The organism is Janibacter terrae, from assembly GCF_039636765.1.
GTDB lineage: Bacteria > Actinomycetota > Actinomycetes > Actinomycetales > Dermatophilaceae > Janibacter > Janibacter terrae.
Genome location: NZ_CP144167.1, coordinates 2,741,674 through 2,754,817, shown reverse-complemented (window position 1 = coordinate 2,754,817; position 13,144 = coordinate 2,741,674). Strand labels below are relative to the sequence as shown.

Annotated in this window: 12 protein-coding genes; 2 read left to right on the top strand and 10 right to left on the bottom strand. The window is 74.2% G+C overall.

Going from position 1 to position 13,144, the window contains the following annotated elements; all coding sequences use genetic code 11:
* The first annotated feature begins 66 nt into the window (after positions 1 to 66).
* Positions 67 to 831: a lysophospholipid acyltransferase family protein gene (locus tag V3C34_RS13595; RefSeq protein ID WP_346007393.1), complete on the top strand. Its 765-nt coding sequence runs from the start codon at positions 67 to 69 to the stop codon at positions 829 to 831.
* 3 nt (positions 832 to 834) lie between these two features.
* On the opposite strand, the gene V3C34_RS13590 is transcribed toward V3C34_RS13595, so the two are convergent.
* Positions 835 to 2,661, bottom strand: a complete 1,827-nt coding sequence (locus V3C34_RS13590) for an ABC transporter ATP-binding protein (RefSeq protein WP_346007392.1) — start codon at positions 2,659 to 2,661, stop codon at positions 835 to 837.
* An 84-nt stretch (positions 2,662 to 2,745) separates the two neighbouring features.
* Here V3C34_RS13590 and V3C34_RS13585 point away from each other — a divergent pair, with 84 nt between their 5' ends.
* Entirely contained in the window at positions 2,746 to 3,210 is a 465-nt protein-coding gene (locus V3C34_RS13585; RefSeq protein WP_346007391.1) for a MarR family winged helix-turn-helix transcriptional regulator, read from the top strand.
* 12 nt (positions 3,211 to 3,222) lie between these two features.
* Here the strand turns inward: V3C34_RS13585 and V3C34_RS13580 are convergent, their stop codons facing one another.
* From V3C34_RS13580 to V3C34_RS13540, 9 genes are all read right to left on the bottom strand, one after another.
* Positions 3,223 to 3,762, bottom strand: a complete 540-nt coding sequence (locus V3C34_RS13580) for an NUDIX hydrolase family protein (RefSeq protein WP_068322725.1) — start codon at positions 3,760 to 3,762, stop codon at positions 3,223 to 3,225.
* 32 nt (positions 3,763 to 3,794) lie between these two features.
* Positions 3,795 to 6,053, bottom strand: a complete 2,259-nt coding sequence (locus V3C34_RS13575; protein WP_346007390.1) for a heavy metal translocating P-type ATPase — start codon at positions 6,051 to 6,053, stop codon at positions 3,795 to 3,797.
* Positions 6,050 to 6,955, bottom strand: coding sequence for a hypothetical protein (locus tag V3C34_RS13570; RefSeq protein ID WP_346007389.1), 906 nt, complete (start codon positions 6,953 to 6,955; stop codon positions 6,050 to 6,052). The genes V3C34_RS13575 and V3C34_RS13570 overlap by 4 nt, the downstream gene beginning before the upstream one ends.
* Positions 6,955 to 7,164, bottom strand: a complete 210-nt coding sequence (locus V3C34_RS13565) for a heavy-metal-associated domain-containing protein (RefSeq protein WP_346007388.1) — start codon at positions 7,162 to 7,164, stop codon at positions 6,955 to 6,957. Before V3C34_RS13565 ends, V3C34_RS13570 begins: the two co-directional genes overlap by 1 nt.
* An 89-nt stretch (positions 7,165 to 7,253) precedes the next feature.
* Complete coding sequence (locus V3C34_RS13560; RefSeq protein WP_068322736.1) at positions 7,254 to 8,030, bottom strand: ECF transporter S component; 777 nt, start codon at positions 8,028 to 8,030, stop codon at positions 7,254 to 7,256.
* On the bottom strand, positions 8,027 to 9,646 hold the full coding sequence (locus V3C34_RS13555; RefSeq protein WP_346007387.1) for an ABC transporter ATP-binding protein: 1,620 nt from the start codon (positions 9,644 to 9,646) through the stop codon (positions 8,027 to 8,029). The genes V3C34_RS13560 and V3C34_RS13555 overlap by 4 nt, the downstream gene beginning before the upstream one ends.
* On the bottom strand, positions 9,643 to 10,779 hold the full coding sequence (locus V3C34_RS13550; protein WP_346007386.1) for an energy-coupling factor transporter transmembrane component T: 1,137 nt from the start codon (positions 10,777 to 10,779) through the stop codon (positions 9,643 to 9,645). Before V3C34_RS13550 ends, V3C34_RS13555 begins: the two co-directional genes overlap by 4 nt.
* Before the next feature lie 8 nt (positions 10,780 to 10,787).
* On the bottom strand, positions 10,788 to 11,720 hold the full coding sequence (locus V3C34_RS13545; protein WP_338537857.1) for a hypothetical protein: 933 nt from the start codon (positions 11,718 to 11,720) through the stop codon (positions 10,788 to 10,790).
* Positions 11,720 to 13,072, bottom strand: coding sequence for a hypothetical protein (locus tag V3C34_RS13540; protein WP_346007385.1), 1,353 nt, complete (start codon positions 13,070 to 13,072; stop codon positions 11,720 to 11,722). Before V3C34_RS13540 ends, V3C34_RS13545 begins: the two co-directional genes overlap by 1 nt.
* Positions 13,073 to 13,144 lie beyond the last annotated feature (72 nt).

The following is a 13,144-nucleotide window of genomic DNA, read 5'->3' as shown; positions in this document are numbered from 1 at the left end:
CCGGGTGTGACCGGACCAATCGGCCAAGGTCCACCGCGGCAACCTACGAGACCGTAGGCTGCAGGCATGCGCCGCCCTGAGCCTCTCTACCGCGCGATCATCATCGTCGCCCGGATCATCTTCCTCGTGAACGGCTACCGCTTCACCATCAAGGGGGAGCGCAATGTCCCGAGGGAGGGGGGCGCGGTCATGGCGATCAACCACACCGGCTACATCGACTTCGTCCTCGCCGGTCTCGGCGCCCGCAAGAGCCGCCGGTGGGTGCGCTTCATGGCCAAGAAGTCCATCTGGCAGCACAAGGTGGCCGGGTGGTTCATGCGTGGGCTCAAGCACATCCCCGTCGACCGCCACGCGGGCGGCGCGGCCTTCAAGGAGGCCGTGCAGAAGCTCAAGGACGGGGAGGTCGTCGGCGTCTACCCCGAGGCGACGATGTCGCGCTCCTTCGAGATCAAGGAGCTCAAGAACGGCACGGCGCGGATGGCCCAACTGTCCGGCACGCCGATCCTGCCGACCATCGTCTGGGGGGCGCACCGCATCTGGACCAAGGACGTGCCCAAGCGCCTGGGCCGCACGCGGTTCCCGATCCACATCACCATCGGCGAGCCGATCCACGTCGGTCCGGACGAGGACGTCACCGAGGTCACCGAGCGGCTGCGCGAGGTCATGAAGCAGCTGCTCGACGAGACGATCGCCGCCTACCCGCCGCTCACGGGGGAGGACCTGCGCTTCCTGCCCGCTCGCCTCGGCGGCACCGCACCCTCGTACGAGGACGCGTACGCCAAGGACCACCGCGACATGACGCGCGTCAAGGACCAGTTCACCAAGGACTGACCTTCAGGCGGTGAGAGCCAGGTCGCTGCCGGCGAGCCGGGCGTAGGCGCCGCCGCGGCGCAGCAGCTCGCCGTGCCCGCCGCGCTCGAGCACCCGACCACCGGAGAGCACGAGGATCTCGTCCGCGGACGCGATGGTGCTCAGGCGGTGGGCGATGGTGATCGTCGTGCGGCCACGGGCCAGGGCGTCCAGGGCCACCTGCAGCTCGCGCTCGGTGTCGTTGTCGAGGGCGCTCGTCGCCTCGTCCAGGACGAGGACCGCCGGGTCGCGCAGGAGCGTGCGGGCGATGGCGATGCGCTGCTTCTCACCACCGGAGAACCGGTGACCGCGCGCCCCCACCACGGTGTCGAGGCCGTCGGGCAGGCCGGCGACGAGGTCCGCGGCCTGGGCGGTCGCGAGGGCCTGCCACAGCTGCGCCTCGGTGGCGTCGGGGTCGGCGAGCAGGAGGTTGGCCCGGATCGTGTCGTGGGCCAGGTAGGTCTCCTGGGTGACGATGCCGACGACGTGCGTCAGCGTCTGCGGGTCGATGTCGCGCAGGTCGTACCCGTCGATCGTGATCCGCCCGGTGTCCGGGTCGGCGAGCCGCACGAGCAGCGACGCGAGCGTCGACTTGCCGCTGCCGGTCGCGCCGACGAGGGCCAGGTGGCCACCGGCCGGGACCGTGGCGGACACGTCGTCGAGGGCGCACCCGTGGCCACCGGGGTAGGCGTACGAGACGCCCTCGATCCGCAGGTCCCCGCGGAGGCGAAGGGGGTCGATGTCCACCGGGTCGCTGGGCGCGGCCACCTCCGGATCGAGGTCGAGATAGCCGAAGACCCGGCTGAAGAGGGCCATCGAGGCGATCCACGAGGCGCCGACGTTGAGCAGCCCCATGATCGGGCGGAAGATGCCTGCCTGCAGCGTCGTGAAGGCGATGATCGTGCCGATCGTCATGCCGCCGCTCGTGGCGGGCAGGCCCGCGGCCAGGTAGATCAGCGCGGGGATCGCGGCGAAGACGATCGACATCGTCGCCATCCGCCAACGGCCGGCGAGCTCGGAGCGCACCTCGAGGCCGACGAGGTCGGTCGAGGTCTCGGCGAAGAGCCGGGCGCCGCGCTCGGAGGCGCCCAGGGTCTTCGACAGCAGCGCACCGCTCACCGACAGCTCCTCGGTGACCTGCGCCTGCAGGTCGGCGAGCCGGCGCTGGCGCCGGGCGGTGATCTCCCTTCGTGCGAAGGCCACCTTGCGCGTGGTCCAGATGGCCGGGGGCAGCACGAGGAGGGAGAAGAGCGAGAGCCGCCAGCTCAGGGCGACCATGGCGACGGCGGTCGCGACCGCCGTCGTGAGGTTGGAGGCGATCGAGACCGCGGTGCTCGTGACGATCGACTGCATGCCGGCGACGTCCTGCGTGATGCGGGACTGGATCTCGCCGGAGCGGGTGCGGGTGAAGAAGCTCATCGCCTGTCGCTGCAGGTGGGTGAAGACGTCGGTGCGCAACCGGTGCATGACCGCCTGGCCCACGCGCGTGGAGATCCAGGTCTGCTGCACGCCGATGAGGGCGGTCGCGATCGTCACGAGGAGCATGCCGCCCACGGTGAGGAGGAGGAGCCGGACGTCCTGGCGGGGGAGCGCGTCGTCGATGACCACGCGCAGGAGGAAGGGGGAGGCCATCGAGATCAGCGAGCTCGCGACGATGAGGCCCACGACCGCGGCGACCTGCCAGCGGTAGGGGCGGAAGCAGGAGATGACCCGGCGGGCGCTCACGGGGTTCTCGGCGAGCTGGGCGCGGTCTCGCGGGTCGACGCGGTGCGGTCCGCGGCCGGTCTTGGGGGAGCTCACGGGGGTGTCCATGCGGGCCCCTTTCGTCACGGTCGGTTCGTGATGCTGAGGTTACCTCACTATGAGGTGAGCGGTCAAGATCGCTACCCTTGGGGCATGAGCCCGCGCACCCCCACCCCGGACGGCGACGACCTCGGCGAGCAGCTGCTGCGCGTCGCCCGCCGCCTGCGCCGCGCCTGGCTGGTCGACCTGTCCGCGCACGACCTGTCGCCGCACGAGCTGCGCGCCCTGCGGGTGGCCGCGGACCGCGACGAGGCGCCGCGCCTGCGCGACCTGGCCGATACCCTGCGCATCGCCCCGCGCTCGGTGACCGACGTCGTCGACGCCCTCGAGGCGAAGGGACTGGTCGAGCGACGCCCCGACCCGGCGGACCGTCGGGCGAGCGTCGTCGTCGTGACGGACCGGGGCAGCCGCACCCAGGCCGCCGTCCACGAGGCTCGTCGGCGCAGCGTCGCCGGGCAGATGGGCGCGCTCAGCGCGCAGCAGCGCGCGGCCCTGACCGATGCCCTGACGACGCTCGAGGAGGGCCTGGAGGACCCCCCTTCGCGTGCATTGCCCTAGGGGAATGCAGCCTCAGAAGGCGGAGTGGCCCACATGGACGAGCGCCTGGCGCAGCAGCGCGCCGTGGCCGCCGGCCATCTCGGCGAGCTGACCGGTCTCCCCGGCCTCCTGCGGCGTGAGCCAGGCGAGGTCGAGCGAGTCGTGCTGGGGGGCGCAGTCACCGCGGACCGGGACGATGAAGCACAGCGCCACGGCGTGCTGCCGCGGGTCGTGGAAGGGGGTGACGCCCGGCGTCGGGAAGAACTCGGCGACGGTGAACGGCACGGGCGAGGCGGGGACCGAGGGGAGCGCCATCGGGCCGAGGTCCTTCTCCAGGTGGCGGACCAGGGCGTCGCGCACCCGCTCGTGGTAGTTGACCCGACCGGCGACGAGCTCGCGCTCCATCGTGCCCGTCTCGGAGGCCCGCAGGAGCAGCCCGACGCGGGTGACGTCACCGTTGTCGGAGACCCGCACCGGGACGGCGGCCACGTAGAGGATCGGCACGCGCCCGCGCACGTTGTCCAGCTCCTCGCGGCTCAGCCACGCTTCCTGTCGCTCCACGTCGGTCGGCATGCTCGCCATCCTCGCAGAACCCCCCGAGGTCCTCAGGGCCGGGCGATGCTGCGGAACCCCCTCAGCCGCAGGCTGTTGCCGACGACGAAGACGCTGGAGAAGGCCATCGCCGCCCCGGCGAGCATCGGGTTGAGCAGGCCGAGGGCGGCGACCGGCACCGCGGCGACGTTGTAGGCGAAGGCCCAGAAGAGGTTGCCCTTGATCGTGTCGAGCGTCCTGCGCGAGAGGCGGATGGCGTCGACCGCCCCGAGCAGGTCCCCGCGCACGAGCGTGATGTCGGAGGCCTCGATGGCGACATCGGTGCCCGTGCCCATCGCCAGGCCGAGGTCCGCCTGCGCGAGCGCCGGCGCGTCGTTGACGCCGTCACCGACCATCGCGACGGTCCTCCCTTCGCCCTGCAGGCGGGTGACGACGTCGACCTTGCCGCTCGGGAGGACCTCGGCGATGACCTCGTCGATGCCCACCTCCGCGGCGATGCGCCGGGCGACCGCCTCGTTGTCGCCGGTGAGCAGCACCGGCGTCAGGCCGAGCCCGCGCAGGGCGGTGACGGCTCCCGTGCTCGTGGCCCGGACCGTGTCGGCGACCACGAGCAGGCCGCGGGCGGCCCCGTCCCAGCCGACGGCGACGACGGTGCGGCCCGCACCCTCCTGCTCCGCCTTGGTCGCCGCGAGCGCCTGCGTCAACGGCTGCGACCGATCGGCGAGCAGGCTCGCGCGGCCCACGACGACCGCGCGCCCGTCGACGACGCCCTGGACACCCGTGCCCTCGAGGTTGGTGAAGTCCTCGGGCGCCGGCAGCGGACCGACCTCCTCGCTCGCCCCCGCGGCGATCGCCCGCGCGATGGGGTGCTCGGAGGCGTGCTCGAGGGCGCCGGTCAGGCGCAGCAGCTCGGCGCGCTCGACGCCCGGCGCGGTGACGACGTCGACGAGGGCCATCCGACCGGTGGTCACGGTGCCCGTCTTGTCGAGGACGATCGTGTCGACCCGGCGCGTGGACTCCAGGACCTCCGGGCCCTTGATGAGCACGCCCATCTGCGCGCCGCGGCCGGTGCCGACGAGCAGGGCCGTCGGGGTGGCCAGGCCGAGCGCGCACGGGCAGGCGACGACGAGGACGGCGACGGCCGCGGTGAAGGCGGCGCTGGCGGGGAGGCCGGCACCCAGCCAGGCGCCGAGGGTCACGACGGCGATCGCGATGACGACCGGCACGAAGACCCCGGAGATCCGGTCGGCGAGGCGCTGCACCTCGGCCTTGCCGGTCTGCGCGTCCTCGACGAGCCGGGCCATCTGGGCCAGCTGCGTGTCCGACCCGACGCGGGTCGCGCGCACGATGATCCGTCCGCCGGCGTTGACGGTCGCGCCGGTCACGGCATCGCCCTCGGTGACCTCGACGGGCACGGACTCACCGGTGAGCATCGACGCGTCGACGGCGGAGGTCCCGCTCGTGACGACGCCGTCGGTGGCGATCTTCTCCCCGGGGCGCACGACGAAGTCGTCGCCGACGCGCAGCTCGTCGACCGGGACCATCACCTCGGTGCCGCCGCGCAGCACGGCGACCTCCTTGGCACCGAGCTCGAGCAGGGCGCGCAGCGCGGCGCCTGCCCGGCGCTTCGAGCGCTTCTCGAAGTACCGCCCGGCGAGGATGAAGAGGGTGACCCCTGCCGCGACCTCGAGGTAGATGTTGCCGGCGCCGTCGGAGCGCTCCACGGTCAGCTCGAAGGGGTGCGTCATGCCCGGCTCGCCGGCGGTCCCGAGGAAGAGCGCGTAGAGCGACCAGAGGAAGGCCGCGAGCGTGCCCATCGAGATGAGCGTGTCCATCGTGGCGGCGCCGTGGCGCAGGTTGGCCCAGGCGGCCCGGTGGAAGGGCCAGGCCCCCCAGACGACGACCGGGGCGGCCAGGGCGAGCGAGGCCCACTGCCAGTGCTCGACCTGCAGTGCCGGGACCATCGCCATCGCGATGACCGGCGCGGACAGGACCGCGGTCCCGACCAGACGATGACGAAGGGAGGTCAGCTCGGGGTCGTCGTCGGCGCCGGTGTCCTCGCCCGAGGGCCGCTGTACCGCCGGCAGGGCGGCGGTGTAGCCGGCCTTCTCCACCTCGGCGACGAGGAGCGCGGGGTCGTACCCCTCGGGTGCGCTGACCCGTGCCTTCTCCGTGGCGTAGTTGACGGTCGCGGAGACCCCGTCGAGCTTGTTGAGCTTGCGCTCGATGCGGTTTGCGCACGAGGCGCAGGTCATCCCGCCGATCAGGAGCTCGTGGTCGGGGCCGGTCGCGGTGGGGGCTTCGGTGCTCATCGGGTGCCCTCCTCGGCATCGATCACGAAGGTGGCCGTGCGGACCTCGTCGTCGACCCGGAAGTCGAGGTACAACAGGTAGCGTCCGGCGGTCGGGGTCTCGGCGGTGAAGTCGATGCCGGGGCCGGCGGTCTCACCCGCTGCAGGCTCCTCACCCCGGGCGTGGACGTGGAGGTAGGCGAGGTCGCCCTCGCGCAGCGCGACGAGGTGGCCGAAGGCGCCGAGGTAGGGCTGCACGTCGGTGACGGGGTGTCCGTCCCGCTCGATCGAGACGCTGAGGTCGGTGGCTGTGCCGGCCTCGAGCTCCCCGTCGATGGTCACGGTGTACCCGTCGACCTCGTCGGTGCGCGAAGGGCGTTGCGCGACGGGCGTGTACGCGCCGGTGACGTCGACCGTCCGGCTCAGGGTGACCCCCTTCGCCGGCGTGCCGCCGGGGGTGAAGTCGGCGTAGACGCGGTGGGTGCCGCCCTCGTCCCAGGTCCACGGGAGGGACCACGTGCCGCTCTCCCGGTCGAGTCGGGGGTGCTCGTGGCGGTAGCCGGAGCCGTCGCTGCGCACGACGACGAGGTGGAGGTCCTGCTCGTGCGACCGCGTGTACTGCGTCAGGGGCTCGCCGTGCGCGTCGAGCACGCGGAAGGACAGCGTGCCCGCCGAGCCGGTGCGGGTGGGCGCCCTCACGGGGGAGAGGCGGTAGCCGTCGGCCTCCAGCGAGACGCCGGTCGGCGCGTGGTCGGCTGCCTCGTGGGGCGGGGCGTCGGCGTGGGTGTCGACGTGGCTCGGCTCGGGCTCGGACCAGCGGGCGACGACCTCGTCGGGCACGGCGGCGGCGGCGATCCCGTAGGACGCGCCGAAGGCCACCACCAGGCCCGCGCCGTAGGCGGCGAGGCGGGCGCCCGCCTCCATCAGGCCCGCACCGCCGTGTAGCCGGCCTCCTCGACGGCGGCGAGGACCGCGGCGTCGTCGACGGAGTCGTCGGCGGTGACGAGCAGGCGGCCGCTCTCGTGGCTGACCTCGATGCCCTGGACGCCGGGGATCTGGCCGACCTCTTCGCGGACGGACATCTCGCAGTGGCCGCAGGTCATCCCGGTCACGGTGTACTCGATGGCGCTCATCGTCGTCTCTCCTGGCTCGGTCGAACTACCCCGAGGGGGTATCTGATGAGACCAACCGTATACCTCGTGGGGGTATTTCCGCCACCGCCTCAAGGCCGGGAGAAGGATGCCCGCCGCGCGGCCCGGCGCAGGGCACCGAGGACCGGTCTGCCGGTGAGGGCGATGAGCACGACATTGGTGCCCGCCCGCCCGAGGTCCCAGGCCAACGAGGTCGCGAGGGTGAAGGCGAGGAAGCGCCGCAGGTTGTCCGCGACCGGGTCGCCCGCGACGAAGGCCAGCGCCGCCTCACCCTGGACGGTGAAGGGCCAGAAGGAGAAGTTGAGCGCCGCCCCGTAGAGAAGCCCGGTGACCACGCCGTACGCGCAGAGCAGCACGATCTCGGCGGCGCCCTTCGCCCGGGGCAGCAGGCCGGCGCCCATCCCGACCCACGAGGCGGCGAGCATCTGGAAGGGCAGCCACGGACCCACCCCGGCGGTGATGAGCGCGCTCGCCGCGAGCGTCGTCGAGCCGAGGACGAAGCCGAAGCCGGGGCCGAAGACCCGGCCGGAGAGGATGAGCAGGAAGAAGACCGTCTCGAGCCCCGCGGTCCCGCCCCCGAGCGGACGAAGGGCGGCCCCCACCGCCGAGAGCACGCCGAGCATCGCGATCGCCTTGGTGTCGAGACCGCCGTCGCCGACCTCGGCGAGGACGACCGCGAGCACCCCGATCAGGACCGCGGCGAAGACGAGCGGGGCGTCCCCGCCGTGCGACAACCCGCTCTCGGGCGTGATGACGAGCGGCCAGAGGAAGGCGAAGAGCCCGACGACGCTCGTCAACCCGATCGCCGCGACGGCGCGTGGTCGCAGCACGACCGCGGTCGAGCTCACGGTCGACCCACCGCGGCGCGCACCTGCGCGACCGTGAGGAGCGGGGCCGGCGCGAGCACCTTGGCCACCTGCGGGGCGAAGGCGGGGGAGGAGACGACCACCTCGGCGGTGGGGCCCTGCGCGATGACCTCGCCGTCGGCCATGACGACGACCCGGTCGGCGGTCTCGGCGACGAACTCCACGTCGTGCGTCGACAGCAGGACCGTGCGGCCCCGGTCCGCGACGGCGCGCAGCGCGCGCGTCAGGGCGGCCTTGGCCGTGTAGTCGAGACCGCGCGTCGGCTCGTCGAGCAGGACGACGGTGGGGTCGGCGGTCAGCTGCACAGCGAGGACGAGGGCCAGGCGCTGCCCCTCGGACAGGTCGCGCGGGTGCCGCTGCGGCGGGATGCCCGGCGCGATGGTCTCGAGCAGGGCGGCGCAGGTCCCCACGGGGGCGTCCGCGTCGAGGTCGGCGCGCTCGCACTCCCCGCCGACGGTCTCGAGGTAGAGCAGGTCGCCGGGCGTCTGCGGGACGAGGCCGACGACGCCGCGCCGGGCCGCGGGGGCGAGCGTCGCCGGGTCCTCCCCGTCGACCGCCACTGTGCCGGCGGCGCGCGCGCCCGACCCCTGCAGTGCCCACATCAGCGAGGACTTGCCGGCACCGTTGCGCCCCGTGAGGGCCGTGATCGCCCCGACGGGCAGCGTCAGGTCGACGGTGTCGACGGCGACCAGGGCGCCGTGGCGCACGGTCACCCCCTTCGCCGTGATGCCGGCCGGGAGGCTGGGGGCGGGCGCGGGGGCCGGCCACCCGCCCAGCTCGCGACGAAGGGGGCCCGCCGCGCGTCGCGCGTCACGCACGGACAGCGGCAGCGGGGTCCACCCGGCCCAGCGCCCCAGCTCGACGACGGGAGGAGCGACGGTCGAGCCGACCATGATCCGTGCCGGGTCGCCGTGCTCGACGCGGCCGTCGACGACGTGCACGACCGAGTCGGCGTGGTGGATGACGCGCTCGATGCGGTGCTCCGCGACGACGACCGTCGTCGACAGGTCGTGCACGAGGCGGGAGATCGCAGCGAGCACGTCCTCCGCCGCAGTGGGGTCGAGCGCCGAGGTCGGCTCGTCGAGGACGATGACGCGCGGGTGGAGGGTGAGGACGGCACCGATCGCGACCCGCTGCTGCTGTCCGCCGGAGAGGTCGCGCAGCGGGGCATCGCGCAGGTCGGCGATGTCCATGACGTCGAGGGCCTCCTCGACGCGGCGCCGCATCGTCTCCGGGGGCAGGCCGAGCTGCTCCATGCCGTAGGCGAGCTCGGCCTCGACGGTCTCGGTGACGAACCCGGCGAGCGGGTCCTGCCCGACGACGCCCACGATGTCGGCGAGGTCGCGGGGACGGTGCGTGGCCGTGTCGCGTCCGGCGACGAGGACCCGGCCCTCGAGGTGGCCACCGGTGAAGTGCGGCACGAGCCCGTTGATCGCGCCGAGCAGGGTCGACTTGCCGGAGCCGGTGCGGCCGACGACGAGCGCCAGCTCGCCCTCGTCGATCGTCAGGTCGACGTCGCGCAGCGCGGGGGCGTCGGCGCCGTCGTAGGTGATCGTCACGCCGTCGAGGACGACGGCGGGCTCGGGTGACCAGCTCATGCGTGGCTCCTCCCGGTCGTGGTCGTGGCCGTGCCGGTCGCGCGGGCGGCGCGGGTGCGGTGCACGGGCGGGGGCGGGGTGAGCGCGGCGGGCAGCGTCGCGACGAGCAGGCCGAGGGTGAGGAGCCAGGGCAGCTGCGGCGGCCCGAGGGGGGCGAGCGGCATGGTGAGCGCGGCCGGTTCCCAGCGGACGCTGGCCAGCGCGGCGACCGCGGCCAGCACGCCGCAGGCCGTGGTGAGCGTCTCGGGGGTCCGCCAGGGGGAGGGGCGGTAGGTCGTGCGGGAGACGGCGAGCGACCCGCTGCGCAGGCCGAGGGCGCCGAGCGCGACGCCGACGAGCAGCATCGGGGTCCCGACCCACTCGGGGCTCGTCGCGTCGAGGACCCCGTAGCTGCCGACGGCCGTGCACAGCAGGCCGCCGAGCGTGAGCAGACCGGTCGTGCGGTGGCGGGCGGGGGAGACCGCGCCGCGGCGCCCGTAGCCGCGCGAGTCCATCGACGCGGCGAGCGAGAGGGAGCGCTCGAGCGTGTCCTCGAGGACCGGCATCGCGACCCGGCGGAAGGCGCGCAGCCCCCGGGCCGCGTCGCCGCGCAGCAGCCGGGCCCGGTGGACCCGTCGCGCGGACTCGGCCAGCTGGGGCGCCACGCTGATCGCGACGACGATCGCCGTCCCGATCTCCTGCAGGGCGCCGGGGAGCGCGGCGAGCAGCCGCTTGGGGTCGGCGAGCGCGTTGGCGGCGCCGATGCACAGGATCATCACCGCGAGCCGCAGCCCCTCGAAGAGCGCCCCGAGCAGGCCCTCGAGCCGCACGTCACCGAGCAGGTCGATCCCCGCGGCCCAGCCCGGCAGGCCGATCGTCGGCAGCGGCAGGACGACGATCTCGCCGTACTTGAGCCCGACGAGCACGTGCAGCACGAGCCGCAGCCCGATGATGAACCCGCCGAGGACCGCGTAGAGCCGGAAGGCCCGGCCCCACGGTGAGTCGGTGCGGCGCGCGACGACGACGAGGGTCACGGCGGCCGCGGCGAGCAGCAGCACGAGCGGGTTGGTCGTCTGCGAGACCGCCACGGCCAGCCCGATGGCCCAGAGCCACCAGGCTCCCGGGTGGAGGGCGCGTGCGGTCGGTGGGGTCACGAAGGGGGTCAGCCCGCGCGTCGTCGTGCGGCCACCGCAGCGGCGCCCCCGCCGAGGGCGAGGAGCAGGCCGCCGCCGATGGCGGTCGGCAGCAGGGCGCCGCCCCCGCCGGAGGTGTCCGCGCCGGCCGCCACCGTCGCGTCCGAGGAGGTCGTGGACGAGGCGGGCGTCGGGGTCTGGGTGGAGGACGTCGACGTGGTCGACGACGTCGTGCCCTTCGACGTCCGCGAGGGCTTCGACGTCCGTGAGGAGGACGTCGCCGACGAACCGCTGTCACGGGTGGTGGTCGACGAGGTCGAGAGGGCGGTGCTGCTGGTCGTCCGGCCCGGGGTCGGTGCCGCCGTGCCGCCCGGGTCCGGGGTGCTGGTGCTCGTCGGGTCCGTGGCGGTCGACGAGCCCCCGCCACCGCCCCCGGACGTGGGTCGGGGCGCGGCCGTCGTGCGGGGCGCGTCGGCCGTCGCACGAGCGGTCGGCTGCGAGGTGGTCGTCGGGGCCGCGGGTGCGGGCGCGGGTGGCGCGACGCTCGGCGACTGGCTGGAGCCCAGGCGGAAGCCGACCGAGGTACCCGGCGCCGGGTCGTACTCGTAGATCCCCCTCTGCGAGTACTGCCAGGAGCCCCCCGCCGGCGCGTGGAAGAAGGCCCAGTACTGGCTCGCGGGAGGCATGCGCACGCACGAGGTGCTGGGCACGCCGTTGATCTGGCACACGGCCCCCGGCTGGGTCTGGACCTGCTGCACGCTGAAGCCCGCGGCGGTCAGCGCCGCACCCGCAGAGGCGGGGTCACCCGAGGCGCACCGCACGTCGGTCGAGGACCCGTAGTCCACGACGACGGTCACCCCGCTGCCGCCCGAGCAGGGCGCCGCCTGGGCGGGGGCGGCCAGCGTGAGGCCGGCCCCGCCGACGACCAAGGAGGTGCCGAGGGCGGCGAGCAGCCGCCGCATCAGCGCACCCGCTCTCCGACCCGACGACGGGTCACGAGGGTCGCGCCGGCGGCCGTGGCCGCAGCGCCGAGGCCGAGGGCCCACGCCGGCCAGCCGGCCGAGGGGGCGGTCACGCCGTCGGTCTGGACGACCGCGGGGATCTCCGGCTGCTGCGGGGCGGCGCCGGTGTCGGTGCCCGTACCGGTGCCGTCGCTGCCGTCGCTGCCGTCGGTGTCGGTGTCGGTGTCGTCGGTGCCGGTGCCGTCGGTGCCAGTGCCGTCGGTGCCGTCGTCACCGGAACCGTCGGTGTCGTCGCCACCGGGAGCGGGGGTGTCGCAGCCGGTGTCCGGGGTGGCGGCGGCCTGCCCGGCCGAGGTCACGGTCGCGTACGACTGGTCGGTCAGGCCGAGCAGGGCCTGGGCGGTCGAGCGGGTGATGGTCCCGTCGGGGGCGGCGGAGGCCCCCTTCGCCACGGCGGCGTCGAAGTCGGCGCGGTTGTACGCGATGCCGCCGGCGAGGGCCGGGGTGGCGCAGTCGAAGGTCAGCGCGTCGACGTACCCGAGCGCGCTCGCCCGGGCGTCGTCACGACCGGCGAGCCGGAAGGCGACGGCCGCGAGGCCGGTGCTGTTGGAGTTGGCGCCCTCGGTCGTGGCGCCGCCGCCGACACCGCCGTCGGAGCCCTGCCGGGACTCGAGGTAGTCCGCGGCCTCCTGCACGACGGCCTCCTGCCCCCCGACGACGTCGAGGGCCTGGACGGTGAGGGAGGTGGCGTCGGGGTCGGAGACGCAGCCGTCGGCGAACTCGAGGCTGAAGCCGCCGTCGTCGCACTGCTGCGACAGGAGGGTCTCGACCGAGGCCGTGGAGGGGGTGGCGCCCGCGCGCGTCAGGCCGATGACCCCGAAGGCCTGGCCGAGCGTGTTGGAGTAGTCGCCCCACTGGGACTGGTCGGAGAAGCGGCCGTCGGCGTCCTCGAGGGACTGCAGCTGGGCCACGAGGTCGACGCCACCGAGGGACCGCGGGTCGAGCCCACGGGCGCTGGCGAACGTGAGCAGCTTGGCGGTCGCGGCCGAGTAGACCTCGTCGCCGTACCCGTAGTACGTGCCTGCGTTGGCGACGACGTAGTCGGTCGCGGCGGCGGAGGCGTCCCCGCCGGAGCCCGCGGCGCTCATGCCGAGCACCCCGTCGATCGTCAGGCCGAGGTCGTCGAAGGTCTGCCCGCCGGACTCGACGGTCAGCCGGTCACCGCCGTCCGCCAGACGGTCGGCGAGGTAGGCGACGGAGTCCGCGGGTGCGGCCGCGCTCGCGGTGGGGGCGAGGGCGAGGCCGAGGGCGCCGACGGAGGCCGTGGTGGCGAGGGTGCGCAGGAGACGCATGGGAGCGTGCCTTTCGGGCTTGGGACGGTATGCCGTTGACCCGGGCGCGATGCGTCGGGCTCGACCCGCTGT

Coding starts and splice junctions, on each gene's coding strand:
- V3C34_RS13595 (WP_346007393.1), top strand. CDS start 67: ATGCGCCGCCCTGAGCCTCTCTACCGCGCGATCATCATCGTCGCCCGG.
- V3C34_RS13590 (WP_346007392.1), bottom strand. CDS start 2,661: ATGGACACCCCCGTGAGCTCCCCCAAGACCGGCCGCGGACCGCACCGC.
- V3C34_RS13585 (WP_346007391.1), top strand. CDS start 2,746: ATGAGCCCGCGCACCCCCACCCCGGACGGCGACGACCTCGGCGAGCAG.
- V3C34_RS13580 (WP_068322725.1), bottom strand. CDS start 3,762: ATGCCGACCGACGTGGAGCGACAGGAAGCGTGGCTGAGCCGCGAGGAG.
- V3C34_RS13575 (WP_346007390.1), bottom strand. CDS start 6,053: ATGAGCACCGAAGCCCCCACCGCGACCGGCCCCGACCACGAGCTCCTG.
- V3C34_RS13570 (WP_346007389.1), bottom strand. CDS start 6,955: ATGGAGGCGGGCGCCCGCCTCGCCGCCTACGGCGCGGGCCTGGTGGTG.
- V3C34_RS13565 (WP_346007388.1), bottom strand. CDS start 7,164: ATGAGCGCCATCGAGTACACCGTGACCGGGATGACCTGCGGCCACTGC.
- V3C34_RS13555 (WP_346007387.1), bottom strand. CDS start 9,646: ATGAGCTGGTCACCCGAGCCCGCCGTCGTCCTCGACGGCGTGACGATC.
- V3C34_RS13545 (WP_338537857.1), bottom strand. CDS start 11,720: ATGCGGCGGCTGCTCGCCGCCCTCGGCACCTCCTTGGTCGTCGGCGGG.
- V3C34_RS13540 (WP_346007385.1), bottom strand. CDS start 13,072: ATGCGTCTCCTGCGCACCCTCGCCACCACGGCCTCCGTCGGCGCCCTC.